Source organism: Niallia alba (assembly GCF_012933555.1).
Lineage (GTDB): Bacteria > Bacillota > Bacilli > Bacillales > Cytobacillaceae > Niallia > Niallia alba.
In genome coordinates this window covers 1128763-1150565 of sequence record NZ_JABBPK010000001.1, presented here as the reverse complement: position 1 = coordinate 1150565, position 21803 = coordinate 1128763, and the positions used below count along the sequence as shown (strand labels likewise).

Below are 21803 nucleotides of genomic sequence, written 5' to 3'. Positions count from 1 at the left end.
CATACTATCGATTATGCTTTCATTAACCTTACATGGATGTAAGGTTTTGCGTGTTGGAAAAAATAATTCTTACCGTTGTGCCTACTCCGACCTTTGATTCCAATTCAACACGATGTTCTAATCTTTCCGCTACTTCTTTAACTAAATAAAGCCCCATACCGGTAGATTCTCGATATTTGCGCCCATTTTCTCCTGTATAAAATTTATTAAAAATACGTTTCACATCTACAACTGGTATCCCCACCCCAAAATCTTGCACTTCAAGAATGGCTTCCCCTGACTTTTCATAAAGGGAAAGAATAAGATGCTTTGCTTTTCCTGTCGAATATTTAACGGCATTATGTACAAGCTGTGTTAAGAGAAAAAAGAGCCACTTTTCATCTGTCTCTACTGTTATTCCTGGCTTTTCTTCTTTAAATTGAGGATACACTTCATTGCGAATGTAAAAGCGCTTGTTTTCCTGATTCACTTCGTGTATTAGCTTGGAAAGAATAACAGGCTTAATCTGAAAATCCTCTGTAATGGTACGAAGTCTTGCCATATAAAGAACGGTATTCAACCCGTTTCGCATTCGGTCCGTCTCTTCCCGGATACTTGATGATTCTGGCTCATCAAGCGTTTGTGCTGTTAGCTCAATAACAGAAAGTGGTGTTTTCATTTGATGAACCCAACGATCCATAAATAGTAAATGCTCATCCTGTCGTTCCTCTGCTTTTTGGATTTCTTCTTGGAATAAACGATATTGTGCGATTAATAATTGATCAAGAGCTTCTGCAATGGGTTTTGCTTCGGCAGTCTCAAGCGATCCATCCAATGTTTCCATTGGACTCTCCAACCTTTGATAGAATTTTCTTCTACTTATATATTGATATAGCAGGAATGCTGTTATAAATACGATTGATAGAAAAATAGCATATAGACTTACTCCTATCCCCCGGTAACCATCCAACCAAAATAGAAAAGGAATCAAAACACATTGGAACAGTTGTACCATTATCAATAAAATATGCTCGCGAAGGAATAGCTTCATGCATGTCCCTCTTTCCAAGTCGGACGCAAACGATACCCCGCCCCTCTTACCGTTTCCACAGCCTCTTCAATCCCTAGCTCTTGGAACTTTTTCCGGACACGAGCAATATTTACATTCAATGTATTCTCATCAACATATGCTTCGTCATCCCAAAGCTTTGCTAATAAATCCTGCCGTCCAGCAACACGAGGATATCGATCAAGTAAGCTTTCGATAATGTCTGTTTCCTTTTTAGTCAATTGGGTCACTTTGTCTTTAAATCGTAATTCAAAACGTTCCGGATATAAGCTCAAACCCTCTTGATGAAGCACTCTTTCCTCATGCTTAGTCGCATATTCGCCGTATGCACGGCGTAATTGACTTCTAATTTTCGCCATAACAATATCGGGATGAAAGGGTTTTGTAATGAAATCATCCCCACCATTTTCAATCGCCATTACTTGGTCCATCTCACCTGTTCTCGCTGAAATAAAAATTACTGGGCAAATGGATTCTTTACGAATTTGCCGACACCAATAGTAGCCGTCATAACTAGGAAGATTAATATCCAGTAGTAGAATGTCCGGCTGCACTTCTCTAAATGTATCTATTATGTTTTCAAAATCGATCGTTATGATCGCCTCATATCCATATTTTTTTATGTAGGTGCTGAGATATTCTGCGATTTTCGCATCGTCTTCAATAATCATGATTTTCTGCATTTTTTACTCCTATTGATTCAAGTCTATTACATTAAATGTAACATAGGTAATTCTTTTAAAACTATTGTTATCATTTATTTTGTCCATATCTTAACATATTGTACAAAAAGATACCTCCCACATAATGATATTCACAACGTTGGTGTCATCCTCATTTGCTTGGATGTCACAGAATAACATATTATCCTTTGTCACTGGATTAGAAGGCTGCATATATAATTCTATTTCATGCGCTCCTGCTTCTGATACAACAAAATGATACTCCAGATAAGGTACATCTTCTCCTGCAGTAATATATTCAGTTGTTGGAAAAGCCTTCATAGCAGATAAAGTCTTGCCATAGCCCTAAAGCACATCAAATCGATAAATATCTCCTTGCTTATTCGTAGCATCCTTATTCAAGAAATAATGTTCTGCTTCGATAGAAATATAGCCAGTTGTTTCAATATATATAAACGCAGTAAGAAATCCTACTGCTCAGCCATATTTGAAATTTCACCTTATCTCCCTCTATTTCTTTCAAAAAAAGCATTAACCCGCTTCCCTATAGCATCCTCCGAAACCGTCAAGAGCTTCCCATCTCCTACAATCTGTTTTCCTTCTACAAAAACATCTTTAATAGCATTGGGCTGCATTGAATAGACAATATTTGCGATTAAATTTGTCTTTGGCAGCAACGATAGATCATTCGTATCAATCGCTACAAAATCTGCTTGCATCCCCTGTTCTAATTTTCCGATTGGCAAATGCAATATTTCTCCGGCATTTTTCGTTCCCATCTCAAATACTTGCTGGGCATTCACACATGTTCCATCAAGTCTATCTACTTTTTGTAAAATCGAACACATTCTCATTTCTTCAAAAACAGATATTCGATTATTGCTACATGCACCGTCTGATCCTAAGGTGATGTTCACTCCTGCTTTGGCTAAGTCGGGAATTTTCGTAATTCCATCAGCGAGAAACATATTGCTGGAAGGGCAATATACAAGGGATGTGTTTCGTGAACCTAACAGCTCTATTTCCGTTTGCTCTAGCCAAACTAAATGAATCGCAATCATGCGCTCATCTACTACTCCTAATGAATCCAAATAATGAACTGGTCGAAGTCGATATTTTTCTAACGTCTCTTCGACCTCAAACGGTTCCTCTGCTACATGAATATGGAAGGGGGTATCTATTTCACATGCGAGACGATGCCCAGCTTTAATCATTTCTGGAGATGCGGCATGAGGGCTGTGTGGCGCAGGCTGTATATGTACCATTGAACTGCCTTGATATTTTTTTGCTAACTGATACGTCCTTGAAACAGCTTGATTTATTGTCTCCATATAAGCTTTCGGAGCCCCATCCCAATCATACATCGTTCGTGCTAAAACGAGTCTAATTCCAACATCCTTTGCTGCTTGAATCACGGCTTCATCATACGCTACCCCATTGTTATGGACATAGAAAAAATCGCTGACAGTCGTCGCTCCATAGCGTAGCATCTCCCCAAACGCAAATAATGCACCAGTGTAAATCGCCTCTTCATCTAAGTAAGGTGTATATTTATATAATGCTTCATCCCGCCATTCTAAAAAAGGTCGATCTACAGCAATCCCTCTCAGTAAACTTTGAAAGGAATGATTATGTGAATTTACGGTGCCTGGAATAACCGTCTTTCCTTCTAATGAATGGATACTTGCCCCTTTATATTTTTCTTTTAACTGTCCAGTCGGACCAATCTCTTTTATCACACCATTTTCCACAAAGAAGCTATATTGGTCATGAAACTTTGCATTTGTATAAACACTATCCGCTATAAATAAATGCCCCATGCTTTTGCCTCCTTATAGGCTGTTATCCAATGCCAAAATAGAATGCAATAATACGTTTCCAGCTTTTTCAATGTCTACAATCCGACTTGCCTCTTCTGGACAATGACTTTTCCCTGCTAAACTAGGAACAAATAACATACCAGATGTTGTAATAGATGCCATATGTGCTGCATCATGGCCCGCCATGCTTCCTAATCGATAAGTAGGATAGCCCAGTTTATTCGCCTGATCCTCACAACATGCTATTATCTTTTCACTCATCGCTACTGGTGCTTGATTGAGCTTAACTGTTCGTATGACCTTGATTTTTCTATGTCGATGAATGATTTGTACTTTATCTTCCCATTGTGATAACACATCCTGGATTTTCTCCTTTGATTGCCCTCTAATTTCTAAAGAAAATGTAACTTCACCTGGCACAATATTTGTTGCATTCGGCTTTACAATAACCTGACCAATCGTACCAACGACTTCCTCATCGGGATCATGTAGTAAGACCTCTTCTAACGCAAGTGCCATGCTAACAGTTGCCAGGAATGCATCCACTCTATCCTTCATTAATGTCGTCCCTGCATGACTCGCTTCCCCAATAACCGTCACTTCCTCACGATAAATCCCCGTAATCCCAGTTACAAGTCCAATAGGGATCTCACGTTGTAGTAACCTTTTACCTTGTTCAATATGGACTTCCAAATAGGCAGCAAATTCATGAGGGCTTCTTACAGCTCTTGCAAAATTATCGGGATCACCGCCAGCTTCCCGTAAAGCTTCTGTTAACAGGCAGCCATCCGAATTGGTGACACCAGTGATAGATTCAACAGTTAATTTTCCCGTCATCGCTCTGCTGCCAAATGTCGATAGACCAAATGGGTTTGGTTCCTCTGCACTAAAAGAAACAAGCTCTAATGGATGTTTTGTCTTTACTCCATATTCCTCCAACACATGCATTACTTCCAGCGCAAGGATCACACCAAGCGCTCCATCATACATGCCTCCATTTGGCACAGAATCGATATGGGAACCAAAAGCAAGGACTGGCAATTCGGGATTAGTCCCTTCTCTCCTCGCCCATATGTTTGCCGCTTGATCAACATGGACAGTTAAACATAGTCGATTAAGCTCCTTTTTCAACCAGTTCCTCGCTTCGATTTCAGCTGGAGTAAATGTTGTCCGGTCCAACCCTCCATTTTCATTACGGCCAATTTTGCCTAATGCAAAAAGTTTCGCTTCGATTCGTTGTTTATTTACACTAAGCTTCTTCATCAATCCTCCCCCTCTCTCATTCATCCAATGCCCTCAATCATCCTTGATTAAGAAAGAACTCCCATCAGTTCGGTCTTACTCCCCGTTAAAAGTCGGATAAAAGTCATCATACTTTCAGTGGAAAAATGATGACTATCTCCACCACTCATTCCTTCCTTTTATTGAAACTGTTTTCCTACGACAACTGGAACGCCTTTTTTTATGACTGTATCAACGTGATTCATACCATATTGATACGATAAAGTTAGATAATTAGGTACGTCAAAAATCGTTATATCTGCTTGTTTGCCTTTTTCTAAACTGCCTATCGTATCTGCACGGCCAATGGCATGTGCTGCATTTATGGTTGTTGCGGTGAGAACCTCTTCTGGTGTCATCCCCATCTTCAAGCAGCCAAGATTCATAATGAATGGAAGTGATAGTGTCGGAGAGGAGCCTGGATTGGCATCTGTCGATAAAGCAACGGCAACGCCACGGTCAATCATTTTTCTTGCTTCCGCAAATTCTGCCATTAGGAAAAAGGCGGTGCCTGGTAATAAAACACCTATAACATCACGCTCTGCCATCTGTTCAATCCCTTGATCTGAAGCTCTTAATAGATGATCCGCAGATATCGCGCCCACTTCTGCCGCTAGCTCTGCCCCAGCGTATGGTTCAATTTCATCAGCATGGATTTTCGGAATTAATCCATGTTCTTTTCCAGCTTCTAATATGCGCCGAGATTGTTTTGGCGTAAATACGCCGCGTTCACAAAAGACGTCATTGAAAGTAGCTAATCCTCTGCGTGCGACTTCTGGAATCATCTCATTTACTACTTCCTCGACAAAGCGTTCTGGATTATTTTTATCAGCGAGAGGGATGGCATGTGCCCCCATAAAAGTAGAAACGATATCGATATGGTGATCTTGCTGGAGTTTTTTTGCTACCTCAAGCTGTTTTATTTCATGTTCCAGCGATAAACCGTAGCCACTTTTTGCTTCTACTGTCGTCACTCCATAAAGTAAAAATTTATCTAATCTTGCTTTCGACTCTTCGTATAACTGCTCGAATGATGCTTCTTGCGTCGCGCGAGTAGTAGCATGAATTCCTCCACCCGCGTTCATAATATCCATATAGGTTTTGCCTTGAAGACGCATCGCATATTCATTTTCTCTAGTTCCAGCATGAACGAGATGGGTATGTGGATCGATTAAACCTGGCGTTACTGTTTTATTCGTCGCATTTATTTGTTTAGCATGAGCAATCCATTCCGGATATTTTGCTTCGATTGCACTTGTTTCGCCAACATCAACAATCCTGCCATCCTTAACAAGTACAGCACCATTTTCAATTACAGTAATTTTGTTCATCGCTTGTTTTTTAGCTGGTGTTGCCGTATGCCCTTCTACTGTAATCAATTGTGCAGCATGTTTTATAAATAAAATCTCTGCCAAGCTTTACACCTCCGCATCTTTTAACATCGGAATATGAATCCCTTTTTCTTTAGCTGTCTTTACGGCAGCCTCGTATCCTGCATCCACATGCCTCACTACCCCCATCCCTGGGTCTGTGGTCAATACGCGCTCTAAACGTTTTTCTGCATCCTTTGTTCCATCGGCAACAATGACCATGCCTGCATGTAGGGAGTAGCCCATCCCAACACCCCCACCATGGTGAACACTCACCCAACTAGCACCACCAACACTATTGATCAGTGCATTTAAAATCGGCCAATCCGCTACTGCATCACTGCCATCCTTCATACCCTCTGTCTCACGGTTTGGCGATGCAACAGAGCCAGAGTCTAAATGGTCACGCCCAATAACGATTGGTGCTTTTAATTCTCCATTTGCAACCATGTCATTAATAAGCTTTCCAAACCGTGCTCGTTCTCCATAACCAAGCCAGCAAATCCGAGATGGCAAACCTTGAAAACGAATTTTGTCCTGTGCCATTTTAATCCACTTACATAAAGATTCGTTATCGCTAAATTCCCTTAAAATGACCTCGTCTGTTTTATAAATATCTTCTGGATCTCCAGATAATGCGACCCAACGGAATGGTCCTTTTCCTTCACAAAATTGGGGGCGAATATATGCAGGAACAAAGCCAGGAAAATCGAAAGCATTCGCTACGCCTTCATCTTTGGCAACCTGTCTAATGTTGTTCCCATAGTCAAAGGTTACTGCTCCTTTTGCTTGCATCTCTAACATCGCCTGTACATGTGTTGCAATACTTTTTTTCGCTAAATCTGCGATAGCATTTGGGTTGGAAACTCTTAGCTCTGCCGCTTCAGTAAGTGTCATGTTTGCTGGCACATAGCCGTTTAGTGGATCATGGGAAGAAGTTTGATCTGTCAGTACATCTGGGATAAATCCCATTTCAATCATTTGCGGTAAAATTTCGGCAGCATTTCCAAGTAATCCAATGGAAAGGGGGCGACCTTCTTGCTTTGCTTCCTTCGCCAACCGAATTGCTTCATCTAAGCTAGCTGTAGAGGTATCCAAATACTTCGTTTCTAATCTACGGTCGATGCGATGTTGGTCCACTTCTACCGCAATACAGACGCCTTCATTTAAGGTTACTGCTAGCGGCTGGGCACCACCCATTCCACCAAGACCAGCCGTCAATGTAATGGTTCCTTTAAGCGAACCACCGAAATGTTGGCGGGCACATTCTGCAAAAGTTTCATATGTACCTTGGACAATTCCTTGACTACCGATGTAAATCCAACTTCCTGCAGTCATCTGGCCGTACATCATCAAACCCTTTTTATCTAATTCATTAAAGTGATCCCAATTGGCCCATGCGGGAACGAGATTGGAATTGGCAATTAATACTTTCGGTGCGTCTTTATGTGTTTTAAATACAGCTACCGGCTTTCCTGACTGGATAAGAAGTGTTTCATCATTTTCCAATTGCATTAATTCATGGACAATCGCTTCATAACATTCCCAATTACGGGCTGCTTTTCCTATGCCGCCATAAACCACTAATTGATCAGGATTTTCCGCTACTTCTGGGTTCAAGTTATTGTTTAACATCCGTAATGCTGCTTCTTGAATCCAATTTTTCGTGTGTAGTGTAGTCCCTGTATATTGTTCTACTTGTCTATTTATTTTTGTCACATGTATCAGCCCCTTAAATGCAAATTTTCTTGTTTTAATATCTAGTAATTCTGTGTTGTGGAAGTTAATTTTTCTATGCTCTTATTTCTTTCTTCAATGATTCTAGCTTTTTCCCTCTGAATCTATTTCAAATGATTTTTTTAATGCCTTGCTTAACTTCTCCATATCGTTCGAAAAAATACGGTCCACCTCTATTGATGCAACATACTTTCTGACTTGTTCTACTAACCTTTGCGTAAAAGCTGCCATCTTTTCCTTGCCACGAATTTCTGCAGCCTGTGATGCACAAATCAATTCAATTGCCAGCACTTGTCGGGTATGTTGAATGATTTGATACGCATGCCTTGCACCAATCGTCCCCATGCTGACATGATCCTCCTGATTTGCTGAAGACGGAATTGAATCGACACTAGCAGGATGAGCAAGTGTTTTATTTTCCGAAACAAGCGAAGCTGCAACATACTGCATAATCATCGCCCCAGATTGCAAACCTGGCTTCGAGCTTAAAAATGGCGGTAAATCATTTAACTGCGGATTAACTAATCGTTCAATCCGTCGCTCTGAAATATTAGCCAGTTCCGCCATCGCAATCCCCAAAAAGTCCATTGCAAGTGCAATCGGCTGTCCATGAAAATTACCACCAGAAATGATTTTTTTGCCATCGTCAAAAATCAGTGGATTATCTGTCGCTGCATTAATCTCTATCTCTAGTTTGTCTTTAACATATTGCAATGTTTGCCAAGTGGCACCATGCACTTGGGGAATACAACGAAGCGAATAAGCATCCTGAACACGTAGTTCCCCTTGTACCGTTATTAGCTTACTACCAGCAAGATATGCGCGCATTCGCTGAGCGACATCTATTTGTTCTTGATATCCTCTTGCTTGGTGCACGTCATCATCGAATGCATCAATAATTCCCCTTAGTCCTTCCATCGTAACTGCGGCAATTTGTTCCGATTGATAGGCTAGCTTCTCCGCTTCTAAGTAAGCAACAGCACCCATAGCAGTCATTGCTTGTGTTCCATTGATAAGCGCTAAACCTTCTTTAGCAGAAAGCTTGATTGGTTCTAAACCCTCCGCTTGTAAAGCTTGTTGAGCAGGAATTCTTGTTCCTTTGTAAAATACTTCTCCTTCACCGAGAAGTGTCAAGGCAAGATGAGATAAAGGTGCAAGATCTCCGCTTGCACCAAGTGATCCTTGCTGGGGGATAACCGGATGGATTGCTTTATTTAGAAGTATTAGTAATCTATCAATAATGAGGGGACGAACTCCTGAATAACCTTTAAGCAAGGCATTTGCGCGCAGAAGAAGCATGGCTCTTGAAACCACTTCTGGAAAAGGTTCGCCTACTCCACAGGCATGGGAATGAATTAAATTAAGCTGCAATGTTTCTACATCATTTTTATCAATGCGGACATCACTAAGTTTGCCGAAACCGGTGTTAATACCATAGACCGTTTTTTCTTGGTTTACGATTTCTTCAACAGCTTTTCGGCTGTTTTTTACTTTGGTTAGGCTTTCCTTTGAGGCTTGGACGGGTTCGCTGGTATAGAGGATTTTTTTTAGTTGGGATAGGGTTAGTTTGCTGCCAGTTAAGGTAATCATGAAGGTTCCTCCTTTGTATATCGTTTAATCATTAGAAGAATTCCTTTGAGAAGTAAAATATGTTAATAATATGAATTTCATTAAGTAAACGGGTATTTATTGTTATTGCTCTATTGCTTTTATATTATTTTGATATATAGGATTTCATTAGTTTTTGCAGTGAAATTACATCCCTATTTTTCTAGACTTCCTTTGTGTGAGATAATTTCAAAAATAATATTCATTAAGATAATATATAGTCGTTTAAGGTCTTACATTCCATAACTTACTTTTCATATTAAAATATTTTATTAATTCCTTAAGATTTTCTAGTTAAAATTCACTTTCTTGGAGTATTTACTATTATGTAAAGTACTCTTTCATTTAGGCACATAATTTTATCCTCCGTAAACGGATTAACATAATTTAATAGTCTTAAATATCTAAAAAAACGCCTCTACATGGAGACGTTTTTTTAGGTGCAATTATTGAACACTTAGCTGTAATGCTTTTAAGTTATCACGCATCGCATCCACATATCCTAAATCCTTTTCTTGTAACTCGCTAGACAAAACCTCTAAATCATACAAAATAGCTGTCTCTGTCCCTGTTTCAGCAGCAACCGTTTTGGCGATTGCAGAGTTGGCTCCATGTTGATAATAGATAACTGGGACATTATGCTCTTTTACAAGATTTCCGATCTCTGCCATACGCGCTGCGCTCGGTTCTACTTCTGTAGATAAGCCGCCAATGGCAATCTGCTCTAAGTTATATCGCTTCGCAATGTATCCAAATGCTTGGTGTTGTACGACAAAAACACGATTCTTGGCATCTTTTAAAGCCGCTTGATATTCTTCATCTAATAATTGAAGTTCTTTCATAAAAGCTTCTGCATTTTTTTCATAAATGTCTTTTCCATCTGGATCTGCTTTAATGAAAGCATGTATTTTTCTTTCGTCATATCTCCATTTTCTGCTTTATGTGCAAACACTTCATCTAAATCTCCAGATAAAAGATATGGATAAACAGACTGCCAGTCGCCTTCCCAATCAGACAATTCACGATTCTTTACTTGACTATCTTCAAAATACCCTTGATATATTTTCTTGCTTGCTTCATCATGTCCATGATGATCATCAATTACGATTTGAGCAGGTGCGGATTGGGCAATAGCCTTATCATCCTGATCGAATAAGACTGCCTTTATTTCTAAGCCATTAACTGTTGCTTCACCAGTAAATGTTTCTGTTTCTTGTCCCGAAACAACTGCCCATTCATCATTGGCATTTTCCCTACTATACCAATGCCAATGATCAGCGTCTGTTTCTTCATCCAAAACGGCAGTTAACTCCATTTTGTCTCCCGTATGATAGTGATCAGCAATTCCTTCCATTTTAATACTTTCTGGAGCTTGTTGCTCTGATGCTTCTTCTCCTTTTTTATCTTCTTTCTCATCTTCTGTTCCTTGACATGCGGTTAAGAACAAACTAACTAATAATAAGCACGAAAAGCCAAATAACAGTCTTTTCATTTTTTCCCCTCTTCTCTATGTATTTTTTTTAAAATCGTAATCATTACGTTTTATAAACTGACATTTACTTCTCTTTTATGTCAAGGGTTTTTGGGTATTTACATTGATAGTTTTTATTAAAAGAGGCATCCTAATAAAGAAAATACTGTTTGCATCCTTATTTTTATTTTGCTTCATTTCGGCTAACTACCTATTATTAAAATCAATTTTCTTTTTACTTACATAGTTATTTCATATTGGCCTGAAGTGCTCATTACTTATAAAATAACGTAAAAAAGCCTCTACTTTAATTGTAGAGACGATTTAAATTGTGACTTTACTTAATCCTTGAAATTGTAGTGTCTAAACTTTCAACTTTGATGAACAATCTTTATTTCTTAAGCAATTTTATAACTTACTTGTATTGTAACTGGTTACCTATCTCTATTTGATAAAAATAGAGACATTATCCGTCCTACCGGTACAATTAATCAGTCACTTTATCCCTAACTCGTTTCACTTTAAACACTGTGCTTTTGGGTATATTTGGATTGTGGTGAACAACATAAGCTTTAGAGAAACGATATAAATATTCCTCTTCATGAGATTTTGGAGTAAGGATAATCATTTTCCGTTGTAATTCTTGTTCATATAATCCAAACACTTTTTCCTTTCTTCCTTCATCAAGTGCACTATCAAATTCATCTAGTACAATGTAGCCAGGTGATGCTTCGATTGTTTGTAATAATGCTAGCGCAAACAATAAAGAACTGAGTGACTCCTCTCCACCAGAGACTCCTTTCCCAACTTTCCCACCACGTGCTTTAACACTTACATCTTCTAACTTTCCACGATGTCCTTCTTTTCTTGCTTTAATAAATAGAGTATATCGAATTTGTCCGCGTCGATCGGTATTCATATCCCAGTCAATTTTTCCTTCAAAACCAAATAAAGACATATAGTTAATAAATTTCTGATTCACACCGATGATTTTCATATTGATCGTATCTTCTAAATCCTCTTTAAACTGTTCCATTCGTTCTGAATATTCTTCTAATAAGATTTTTGATTTTTTCACTTCATTTTCTGACCGATCATATTCTTCTTTCATTTTTGCATAGTTCTCTGGGGCTGCTTCATCTATGCCCGTTTCAGTTATCGCAAATTCAAAGGTTACTTTCCCATTATTACGTAATTCCTCTGCCTGAGATTTTGTCACCTCAGAGAAATGCTCCATCTCATCATAGAACTTATCCACTAAATCTCCCACGATTTCTTGAAGCTTTTGTACTTCTTTTCTTGTACGAGAATATCCCTCTTCGTTTGATACACGCTCTTCTGATTTTACTTTTATTTGCCTTTCAATTTGTTCGATTTCTCGTTCTTGATAACTAAGATCTGTTTCTAAATCTTCTAGTTTCCTAAATAGCTGTTTTTCTTCACGACGTTTTGTATCTAGCGTATCCGAAACCTCATCTAATTGATTGTTTTTATCTATTTTATTTTGATTAAGCTCAACTAACAGACTATTTAATCTTTGCACTTCCATTATTTTTGCTTGTTCTTTCCGAAAACGTTGGTAGATATCTAAATATTCTCGATGCTTTGACACAGCTTGTCCCCATTGAGCGTAAGACGTTCTTTGTTTATTTAATTCATCTTGAATCATATGATACTGATTCTCTATAGCTTCTTTCTCTTGGCTTACCTTTTTAAACTGACTTTGCCTCCATTCTCTTTCATTTTCTTTCGTTAAAAATGCTTCAGCCTCTTTAAGTGACTCTCTCCTGCTAAATAAGATAGAGTTTCGATTGTAAAGCTCCTGTATTTCCTTTTCCAATTGAAGCTTTCCTTTCTTTATTTGAGTTAACTCTTCCTCTAATTTAACTTGGTGAAATTTCAGTACTTTTTCACTTAAAATAATTCTTTTTCCCTCTTGTGGTCCTCGAATCCCCTTATTATCAATAAGCTGGCCATTAAGGATTAAAGGCTTTTCTTCTTTAAAAAATGATTCTACCCACCATAGCGCTTTTATTGCATATGGATAAAGATACTCATCTAGGTGATCTTTAACCTTTAAATGTTTGTCAGGTAAATGCATCAGTGTTTTATCTGGGACTAAGTCAGGTAAAGAAACATGATATAGATCATTAGGTGCTTGAAATTCTTTTTTATTAACGAATATAGTATATTTAATCGTGTCGAATAAATATTCATCTTGCTGGCTAGCTGTCTCATCTAATTCCACAAGTTCTCGTAACGGGAAAACATCAATTTGATTTTTTTCGAAAAATCGGATGGACTGCTCTTGACGAGGATTATATACTTTATTATTTTTTAAAAGGGGTAGCTCTTTTTCAATCTTTTGTTCCTTTTCATTCAACTCTCGTAATTTATCTTTATTTAATTCTATATCACGATTGTTTTTTTCCATTTCCGCTTGAATTGCATTACTGCTTTTATAAGTTTCTATCAAATCTTTGAATTTTCTTTCCTGCGCTTTATCCTGTTTAATTTCTAAAGACAGTTTTACTTTTTTTGAAGTTAAGTCGTTTAGGTAATTCCATAAATTTTGCGCCTCTGTAACCATTGATTTAATAGAATCATCTATCTCTTTATATTTCTTCTCTGCTTCCCTTAATTTTACTAATACATCCTCTTCTGACATACCAATCCGGTCAACTTGTTTCGTGATCTCAGAAATCTGGTCGGAAATAGAGTTTATTTTTTCATTAGTCTCTTTTAGCTGTTCATTGATTTCTTTTACTTCTATTCTAAATTCATTATCTTGATTTTCAAGCTGGTCAATTAGCATTCTGAACTGTTCGAGTTCTTCTTTTTTCTCAACGAAATGAATTCTCATCTTCTGATTGGTATCTATCTTTTCCTTTTTATCTTCTAATAAGTCCTCAATTTGAAATTTCAAAGAGTCGATTTGATTTAGATAATATGCTCCCAACCATTTTAATCCTCTAAAATATTGGTTAAAGCCTTCTTCACGTCGCCGGTTACGATCACGATACCTATCAAGTTCCATTTTCTTTTGCTTTAAATGCATTTTATTGAGACCTTGTTTACTTTCTGCTTCTTTTAAGCTTTGTTCCGTTTCCTTAACAAGCTCCTTACTTTCTTCCCAGTTTTTCTGGATTTTATCAATACCGTTCATCTCACTAAAGATTCGAAAACGTTCTTCTGGATGCATAACTGCGAACTGATTTACTTCTTTTTGATACCAAATCAAATAAAAAGCATCAGGATCGACAGCATACTTATAGAGTACTTGATTTTTATATTCCGAAAAATTCAAATTGCCACCACTAGTGAATTTCGTGGTTCGCTCCCATTTGTCAATATCGTCTCCCTCTTCAATATAGAACTCTCTTTTTATTGGCTCTCCAGGTTTTTGTTCAATTTCCAAACGGAATTGAACATAAAGAGGGGCATCAACCTTAATTCTCCCTTCATTTTTAAATAGAAAATCAATTTTTGCTCGCCAGGTATGATCAGAAGGCAGATTATTAGACTTAAGTCCTTCTACATCTACTTTACTGGAATAAAGAACCCCACCAATACAAAATGTTACGGTTGATTTACCTGCTCCGTTTGGTCCAGAGATAAGAATATGATCGAGTTCCCCAGATAAATCCATTACAGTTGGAATATAATCTCGAATTCCTGAAAATCTAATCCTCCAAGGTATCATTTAGTAAACCTCCATTCATGTTGTAACGTTTAAAGAACCGAAGAACATCCTCCATATGAAGCTGATTAGATTGGCTGAACTCTGCATATCTTCGTAAAAATGAATCAGAAAATAGATGGGCACCAATAGTTGTTAATTGATAAGCCTCTTCATCCGAATTGGTATTGTAAATTTCGATTGCACCGATTTTTTTTAAGGGATCTAAATTAGCTTGAATTTTTCTTGTTACCTGCAAGGACTCATGACCGAAACTATTGATCAATTGAGAAAATAATGTGTATTCATTTTGAAGCACTTCTTGATGATAAAAAATAAACATAAGAATAGCCAAGCTCTCTTTATTTAACACGTTTCTTGCTTGTTTTGCAGGAACACGCATCAACACTACTACTTGATTTCTTCGTTCATCATAAACAACTTTGAAATACCGACTAACTGCTTGATTTACTCGCTTTAAAAAAGAAAAAAATGCTTCTTCATCATTTGCCCCAAGTAATTTCTCCACCTCTTTGCGGGAAAGACCAAAGTTCCCCTGTCGAATTGTAGCCGAGGAGGAAAATAAAATTTGCATAAAAGTAAGCTCTTCTTCTTTAGTTAAAAATCCTTGTAGCGACTGTAATGCATACAAGGAATTATTGTTAATAGATTCATTTGCCTCGTTTTCTAATTCCATAGCTTCCTTGTTCATCATCTGTCCACCTCCAATCTCTTTTTTCCATATTACCTAGTAATTTTCGGTTTGCTTTTTCATCAATATCTGCCTTTTTATTTGCCACCAGTGCAGATACTCCGATTAAACCATTTAATACATCACTCCATTTTTCAGAGCCAGCTTGTATAACTAACTCATCTAATCCGGCTTCTTCTACCTCAGCAAGGTATTTTTCAATATGCTCGGTATGAATCATTTGCTTCGTCATTTGCCATTTTGAATCACCCATTACTTCTTCTAACTTCTCCTCCATGATTTCTTCAATCTCTTGAAAATCAGCATCCATCTTTTCTTCAATTTCATCTGTGATAGGTTCATAATTCTCAATATAGTCTATACCTTCAACAATAGCGGTAGGAGATAATGGGCTAGCGAATTTAATCGGAACCCAAAGGCCCTCCATATTTTCATCCTCATACTGTCCTTGTTCCATAAAACTAAGAATTTGATGAGCATTTGGAATATCTGAACCCATTGGCGGATCAAAAGATTGCACGATAAAATTTCTTAGTAAATCTGGTTGTATCGTTTCAATAAAATTAGTCTCTTGTATATGTGCAAACTTCAGGATTTTATTAATGGTCCCAAGGCTAATCTTGGTTCCTTCACTTATAGCTGTCATACCTCTCTGTTTGATAGATGCAAATACTAATTCCTGATCCAATGTCTCAAATTTAGCTAGACGTTCCACCATTTTCATTTCCAATTCTGTCATCAGTTGATGAATTACTTCTACTTGGGATAACGCATTTCGATCAGCTAAATATTCTAGCTCTCTTTCTATTAATAATAAAATGGCTTCTTCAACATTTTTGATCATACTAGCTAATTTATTTCCTCCAGAAATACCTTTGTCATCATAAGCTTCACTAATTTCTGCATCTCTTTTTGCTTGAAACAAGGATCTGGCAACTTCGTCATTCATATAATAAGCTAGTGAATCATTTGCCAATCGAATTAATACATCCATCATTCTTTTTCCTAAATCGCGCATCTTAATGCGCTTTGCTGTCTTCGTTATCCAATTAAATTTCCCTAATATATAGATTAAGTGCTTCACATATTCAATAGTCATCTCTTCATCGTATCCATATATGTGACGATACCGGTAAAAGAGTGTGTCCTCATTTTCAATTCGATCAGTGATCCCAAGTGCTTCCTGATTAATGAGATTAAGTATGCGTATAAAGCGTAATACATTCTTTGGGGCCTGAAATGATTCTTTATCACTTAATTCATTCAATACACCAGCTAAAGCAGCCATATCCCGCATTGTTTGGAGTAGCTCTGGTTTCTCCATATCCATGTTAAAAATAGAAATTAAGGATTGATCCATTTTTTCCAAAGTATTACTCCTCCAATCTCCTGCTCCTGTTCTTCTTTCTTAACCTCTATTGCTCTTTCATACCGTGATTGAAACTCTTCAATATTTAGTACTACTTCTAATGGCGGAACAATCCATTTAGTTATTACCTGATATTTTCGTACCGTTTCCCCTACTTCTTTAGCAATGATGAGTCCTGCTTCATCAACATCTGTCCAAATAATCACTTGTTTAACAGTAGAAGCCAACTGTTCAATTAATCGTCGATGCGCGGACCTTAACTGGCCATCAATTCCTAATATAAAACTGTTAGAGCCTATTAAAAAATCCCTTTCATAACCCATCCGCGTTACAATCCCTCTATTCTCAACTAACCACAATACCTCGGCTTCCGTTTTAAATTCCTCGGTGAAAACCGCTAAATCTGTAGTTGCATGAATTGCTCCATAATTATAAGAAGCACTATCACCTTGCATTGGTCCAGTAAAATAGATGGGAGTAATTGTACCTAAACTACTTAGTCCAAGTAAATGTAATGGATACTCAAGTAACTCTTCGGCAACCTCAATAAATTCTTTTTTATATGAATCAAATTCCTTAGAACCTCCTATTTTCCTATAATACCTTGCTCCAATTTGCTTCCAATCAAAATGATGCTCAACCATTGAAATTTGATAAAAAGCTACTAAAAAGTGTAAAAATAAAAGTTTTTTTTGAAATCTCCAATTAGAATTAATACTGTTAATTTTATTTGCCACTACGATTTCATCTAATATATCTTTTAATCTATTAAGCTTTTCTATCCGTTCAAGATTAGGTGTGGAAGAAGAATTCTTTATTTTAATCCATTGATTTTCCCATTCGACAATGGATTCAGTTCTCATTGTTTCTTGTTCATCCTCCATTTGTTTTTTATATTGAAATAAAGACAATCCCATGCGAAACTGTTCACTTTTCACAGTTCGTTCGTCTTTTGCCAAGCGATACTCTCTAATAATCCATGCATTACGAATAAATTCATAAATTTCATCTGTAAGGACAAATTGTTTCTTAACCTTTGGGCTTGCAAACACATTCACCAAATGTTCAGGTGGGATAATTTGATTATTAATCCCCACCGTCAAAATCGCAACAGTCCTTCTAGTTCGAGTAGTCTTTTTTATCACAGGAATATCTAAAATTCCATTATTTTCTCTAATGTCCAGTAAATTAAGCTCCTCGTTTTTCAATAAAATATATTTATATAAATAATCTTTCCATACATTATTTATCAAAACTTTTGTCCCCCTCTAACGGTACTTTTATTTTATCATAGAGCAAGGATTTACTTTCTATTAAAGAATTAACAATTTATGTAATGAAAAGAGAATCGTTTTTTGGAAGTAATAATATTTTTTTATGTAAGTCTCATTAATATACAAAAAACGGGAGAGCTATTTCTTGCTTTCCCGCATTAAATTCAAAGTTATTAAATTAATACTAGTTATTAGCTCTCCCTTACAAATCTGTATACTTCTTACTTGATCCAAATGACTTATTAACTGGATACTTCTGATTGTTTTTACGGATTTTCTCTTTAATAGTCTGTTCCAAATTTATTCCTAACTCATTAGACATAAGCATAGCATATATAACCACATCTGCTATTTCATCTTTAATATTCTCCAGATTGGCAGCTATGCCCTCTTCACTTGTTTTCCATTGAAAGTTTTCTAATAATTCACTTGCCTCTAACGAAAGCGAAATAGCTAAATCCTTAGGATTGTGGAATTGTTTCCAATTTCTTTCATCTCGAAAGCTTATAATGTCCTCCATTAGTGGATCAAAGATTGATGATTCATACTTAAATTCTTTGTCTCTTAATTCCTTATAAATTTGTTCTGCTTCTTCAAATTGAGAAGATGGGACAACTACCGAAATATTACTTTTATAATTACCTGGTATATTTTCATATTGGTAACTTTCTGTTTGCCAATCGATTTCAGGATAGTTAAATTTTAGCTCTGCTAATAATTTGTCTATTTTTTTCTTGTCGCCCTTTTGACATAAATCCAACTGCTTCAAAGTCAACACCTTCTTTACTTATTCATTCCTGTTCCTATTTTAATGATAATCACTTTTATCCTCCGCAACCCTCATTCTTCCATAAGCATCTGTTCGTGTCTCATAAAGTTTTATCAAATGTGCTCTTAGCACCGGATCACTCGCGAAAATATATAACCCCTTTATTCCCCTTTTCAATAAAACATTTATCGAATTTAATATAATTGTTTCCTTAATAAATTCTGGGTCATCAAATTCATCCTTACCTTTGAATGCCTCTGTATCCTTATAATTTCCTGTAATGATTTTCAATTGATCATTTTCATAGTCATATGTAACGGACGGTCCTAAAATTACACCAACATAATTCAAATCAAAACCTTGAATTGTATAGATAGAGCCAACCTCGCTTATTGTAGCTTCCCTTTCAGCCCAGGTCGAATCTCCCATCGTAGTATTCCAAGGTAATTTAAGTTGATCTTCTTTTATATAATAGGTTTGGCCATCTTTTTTATGAACATAATCGAAGGTTGATACCATTCTTGCTAAACCAAATCTATTATTTTTCTCGCATATTTTTCTGTACATCTTAGCTGCTGAATCAAAAATTTGAAAATCAAAAGTTTCTTTTTTAGGCACTGGTAATATCTTTTTCTCCACAAAATGGTCAATCCAGCTTATCATTTCGTAACTTGCATGCATACGAAATTGATTAGTTAAGACATATTCTTCCGAATGTTTACTGTCTACAAGATTCATCAGCTTATTTATATCCCAATAGCTTTTCATTTTTAATACTTGTTTATCATCAAATACCAAAATGACAATTTTACTATTTTTTATAATCTCTTCTAAATGATTATTCTCTTTAAAATTATTAAAGCTGTCGGCTTTCGTTAATAATAAATGGGCTTCATCTACAAATACAATATCAGCTTTTTGATTAGTTTTTTTTCTTTTATTTATAAAAGAAGTAGGCTTATCAAAATTATTCTTTTTTAGCTCTTTTAATTTCCTAGCAATTTTTTGATAGGTTTTTAACATTTCGCTATGATTTACTAATAAAAAGTTGTTAGTGTCATGAAGTGCTGAAGATTTCTCCTTTGCTAGCTCTTGAATCCGATTAAAAACAGCACTTAATACAACGCTCTTACCAGTTCCTGCTTCACCTTTTACAAGAAAAACAAATGGCACTTCGTCTTTAATGTGTTTTTCACAAACATTAATTATTTTTTCTTTTAATTCAATTTGCTCCATCGACAGTTCCTTGAAGGGAGAGAGTTTAAATATATCTTTATTTTCAATAACTTCTCTTGAGTGGGTAACATAATTCTTTTCCTTCAACTGGTCCCATAATTCATTAAACAATTTTTCATTATAAAATGGCTTATTATAATAATTATGGCTGACATTGTCTACCGTCTGACTCTTATTCTGTAGCTTATAGCGTTCATCTGCCAAAAAATAATTAATCAATTTCGTTTCAATATTATAGGTTGCTGAACGGTTAAATTTTTCATGAAAAATCACTGTCATCTTATCTAAAGACTTTCTTTCTGAATTCTTCAAATGATTTTTCATACGATTTCTTACTGCTGCTGTCTCTCCAATGTAAACCATACTGTTATTATTTAAAAAATACACAACTGGGAAATCAGAATAAGGTTTACCATACAAAGCGTTTGCAGACGAATGAGTAAATGGCATGGATATTATTTCTAACGTGTTCATGGGGACAATACCTTCCGTTTTCATATAATCTTTATGAATATTTTACCATATTATATTTATATTGTTTTATACGAACATACAATAATTAAGAATGTAAGTTTTCCTTTTCTAGTATCAATGCGTAAAACTATAATAATCGATAATACAAGAGAAAGAGAAACAAATCACACCCTTCAGCTCACAGTCCAAAATAAAGAATAGCAAAAAAAAGAAGCAAAAGAACCGTCACTCTGCTTCCCTACTTAATCCTATCCGTTCCCTTTAATTCTCCAACAGTTGCCGCTCCAACTCCAAACATAGCCATCTGCAGTTCTAGCTCTCTAATTTCAAAAACCTCTATCAGATCTTCTGGTGATTCAGTAGCCTCTTTTAAAATCGAACGAGCAAAACCAACCATATCTGATCCAAGTGCTATTGCTTTAGCAGCCTCTAGTCCATTTTTAATCCCACCGCTAGCAATAATCGGTTGGTCAATCGCTTCGCTAACGGAAACAATACATTCAGCAGTGGGGATTCCCCAGCTACTAAAAGCCTCGGCTGCTATTTTCTTAATCTTTTCGTTTGAGCGTAGTTTTTCCACTTGGCTCCATGATGTTCCGCCTGCACCAGCGACATCAATAAAGGAGATTCCAACGTCGGTCAATTTTTTCGCGATGGTGCCATCGATGCCAAAGCCAACCTCTTTTGCCCCAACTGGAACATCCAGCTGTGTGCATACTTGTTCAATTTTCTCTAACAGACCTTTAAAATTACGATCTCCTTCTTGTTGAACGATTTCTTGGATACTATTCAAATGGAGAACGAGCATGTCAGCTTCCGTCATCTCCATAATTTGTTTACACTGATCCACTCCAAATCCATAATTAAACTGCACCGCACCTAAATTAGCGATGATTGGAATCGTTGGTGCATATTTTCGAATTTGAAAAGATTCTCGATATTTTTCATGTTCAATTAGTGCTCTTGTAGAGCCTAAAGCAAACGTCCAACCTCGTTCTTCTGCGGCAATTGCTAGGTTTCGGTTAATCGTCTCTGCCATCGCAGCGCCACCCGTCATTGAGCTTACCAAAAAAGGAGTCCGAAGCTTTTTACCTAAAAACGGTGTATCTAATGTAATCTCATCAAAATCAATTTCCGGCAAGGCATTATGTAAAAAGCGATACTTTTCAAGACCAGTCGAAATGTTATCACCTGTTACTTTTTCATTTAAAACCAACTCAATATGCTGGGCTTTTCTTTTGTCAATTGAATCAGTCATTCTCCAAACTCCAG

General features: G+C 36.7%; 16 protein-coding genes and 1 pseudogene. All 17 read right to left on the bottom strand.

All coding sequences use genetic code 11. From position 1 onward, the window contains the following. Window positions 1-28 precede the first annotated feature (28 nt). The 17 genes and pseudogenes from HHU08_RS05740 to fni all read right to left on the bottom strand — a co-directional run bounded on the left by HHU08_RS05740 (window position 29) and on the right by fni (window position 21789). Window positions 29-1030, bottom strand: a complete 1002-nt coding sequence (locus HHU08_RS05740) for a sensor histidine kinase (protein WP_169188006.1) — start codon at window positions 1028-1030, stop codon at window positions 29-31. Continuing rightward, the gene (locus tag HHU08_RS05735) at window positions 1027-1731 is read right to left on the bottom strand and encodes a response regulator transcription factor (RefSeq protein ID WP_016204156.1); all 705 of its coding nucleotides are present in this window, start codon (window positions 1729-1731) and stop codon (window positions 1027-1029) included. The genes HHU08_RS05740 and HHU08_RS05735 overlap by 4 nt, the downstream gene beginning before the upstream one ends. 90 nt (window positions 1732-1821) lie before the next feature. Beyond that, window positions 1822-2064, bottom strand: a pseudogene (locus HHU08_RS05730) (hypothetical protein); the annotation flags it as partial. A 167-nt stretch (window positions 2065-2231) separates the two neighbouring features. Further along, complete coding sequence (locus HHU08_RS05725) at window positions 2232-3551, bottom strand: amidohydrolase family protein (RefSeq protein ID WP_016204154.1); 1320 nt, start codon at window positions 3549-3551, stop codon at window positions 2232-2234. A 12-nt stretch (window positions 3552-3563) separates the two neighbouring features. After that, window positions 3564-4814, bottom strand: coding sequence for a Zn-dependent hydrolase (locus HHU08_RS05720; RefSeq protein ID WP_169188004.1), 1251 nt, complete (start codon window positions 4812-4814; stop codon window positions 3564-3566). Window positions 4815-4972: 158 nt separating this feature from the next. After that, window positions 4973-6247: an imidazolonepropionase gene (gene hutI / locus HHU08_RS05715; RefSeq protein WP_016204152.1), complete on the bottom strand. Its 1275-nt coding sequence runs from the start codon at window positions 6245-6247 to the stop codon at window positions 4973-4975. Between the two features lie 3 nt (window positions 6248-6250). After that, window positions 6251-7921 (bottom strand): urocanate hydratase, encoded by a 1671-nt coding sequence (gene hutU, locus HHU08_RS05710; RefSeq protein ID WP_328822988.1) that lies wholly within the window; start codon window positions 7919-7921, stop codon window positions 6251-6253. Window positions 7922-8023: 102 nt separating this feature from the next. Then, entirely contained in the window at window positions 8024-9529 is a 1506-nt protein-coding gene (gene hutH / locus HHU08_RS05705) for a histidine ammonia-lyase (protein WP_169188003.1), read from the bottom strand. Window positions 9530-9993: 464 nt separating this feature from the next. After that, window positions 9994-10389 carry a metal ABC transporter solute-binding protein, Zn/Mn family gene (locus HHU08_RS05700; RefSeq protein ID WP_016204149.1) on the bottom strand — a complete coding sequence of 132 codons (396 nt, stop codon included), beginning with the start codon at window positions 10387-10389 and terminating at the stop codon, window positions 9994-9996. After that, window positions 10386-11039 (bottom strand): ZinT/AdcA family metal-binding protein, encoded by a 654-nt coding sequence (locus tag HHU08_RS05695; RefSeq protein ID WP_016204148.1) that lies wholly within the window; start codon window positions 11037-11039, stop codon window positions 10386-10388. The genes HHU08_RS05700 and HHU08_RS05695 overlap by 4 nt, the downstream gene beginning before the upstream one ends. A gap of 466 nt (window positions 11040-11505) precedes the next feature. Then, the gene (locus HHU08_RS05690) at window positions 11506-14721 is read right to left on the bottom strand and encodes an AAA family ATPase (RefSeq protein ID WP_169188002.1); all 3216 of its coding nucleotides are present in this window, start codon (window positions 14719-14721) and stop codon (window positions 11506-11508) included. Beyond that, window positions 14702-15409, bottom strand: coding sequence for a hypothetical protein (locus HHU08_RS05685; RefSeq protein WP_169189619.1), 708 nt, complete (start codon window positions 15407-15409; stop codon window positions 14702-14704). The genes HHU08_RS05690 and HHU08_RS05685 overlap by 20 nt, the downstream gene beginning before the upstream one ends. Then, entirely contained in the window at window positions 15369-16778 is a 1410-nt protein-coding gene (locus tag HHU08_RS05680; protein ID WP_169188001.1) for a hypothetical protein, read from the bottom strand. Before HHU08_RS05680 ends, HHU08_RS05685 begins: the two co-directional genes overlap by 41 nt. Beyond that, a complete protein-coding gene (locus HHU08_RS05675; RefSeq protein WP_169188000.1) occupies window positions 16754-18031 on the bottom strand; it encodes a toprim domain-containing protein in 1278 nt (425 codons plus the stop codon). The genes HHU08_RS05680 and HHU08_RS05675 overlap by 25 nt, the downstream gene beginning before the upstream one ends. A 223-nt stretch (window positions 18032-18254) precedes the next feature. Then, the gene (locus tag HHU08_RS05670) at window positions 18255-18572 is read right to left on the bottom strand and encodes a nucleotide pyrophosphohydrolase (protein ID WP_040343893.1); all 318 of its coding nucleotides are present in this window, start codon (window positions 18570-18572) and stop codon (window positions 18255-18257) included. A 288-nt stretch (window positions 18573-18860) separates the two neighbouring features. Beyond that, entirely contained in the window at window positions 18861-20531 is a 1671-nt protein-coding gene (locus tag HHU08_RS05665) for a DUF2075 domain-containing protein (RefSeq protein ID WP_169187999.1), read from the bottom strand. Between the two features lie 238 nt (window positions 20532-20769). After that, window positions 20770-21789, bottom strand: a complete 1020-nt coding sequence (gene fni / locus HHU08_RS05660; protein ID WP_016204142.1) for a type 2 isopentenyl-diphosphate Delta-isomerase — start codon at window positions 21787-21789, stop codon at window positions 20770-20772. Window positions 21790-21803 lie beyond the last annotated feature (14 nt).

What these genes read in the sequence shown, in the direction of transcription:
- HHU08_RS05695 (WP_016204148.1), bottom strand. Translation starts at nt 11,039, where the DNA reads ATGAAAAGACTGTTATTTGGCTTTTCGTGCTTATTATTAGTTAGTTTG.
- HHU08_RS05700 (WP_016204149.1), bottom strand. Translation starts at nt 10,389, where the DNA reads ATGAAAGAACTTCAATTATTAGATGAAGAATATCAAGCGGCTTTAAAA.
- HHU08_RS05685 (WP_169189619.1), bottom strand. Translation starts at nt 15,409, where the DNA reads ATGAACAAGGAAGCTATGGAATTAGAAAACGAGGCAAATGAATCTATT.
- HHU08_RS05740 (WP_169188006.1), bottom strand. Translation starts at nt 1,030, where the DNA reads ATGAAGCTATTCCTTCGCGAGCATATTTTATTGATAATGGTACAACTG.
- HHU08_RS05670 (WP_040343893.1), bottom strand. Translation starts at nt 18,572, where the DNA reads ATGGAGGACATTATAAGCTTTCGAGATGAAAGAAATTGGAAACAATTC.
- HHU08_RS05735 (WP_016204156.1), bottom strand. Translation starts at nt 1,731, where the DNA reads ATGCAGAAAATCATGATTATTGAAGACGATGCGAAAATCGCAGAATAT.
- HHU08_RS05690 (WP_169188002.1), bottom strand. Translation starts at nt 14,721, where the DNA reads ATGATACCTTGGAGGATTAGATTTTCAGGAATTCGAGATTATATTCCA.
- hutH (WP_169188003.1), bottom strand. Translation starts at nt 9,529, where the DNA reads ATGATTACCTTAACTGGCAGCAAACTAACCCTATCCCAACTAAAAAAA.
- HHU08_RS05725 (WP_016204154.1), bottom strand. Translation starts at nt 3,551, where the DNA reads ATGGGGCATTTATTTATAGCGGATAGTGTTTATACAAATGCAAAGTTT.
- fni (WP_016204142.1), bottom strand. Translation starts at nt 21,789, where the DNA reads ATGACTGATTCAATTGACAAAAGAAAAGCCCAGCATATTGAGTTGGTT.
- HHU08_RS05665 (WP_169187999.1), bottom strand. Translation starts at nt 20,531, where the DNA reads ATGAACACGTTAGAAATAATATCCATGCCATTTACTCATTCGTCTGCA.
- HHU08_RS05720 (WP_169188004.1), bottom strand. Translation starts at nt 4,814, where the DNA reads ATGAAGAAGCTTAGTGTAAATAAACAACGAATCGAAGCGAAACTTTTT.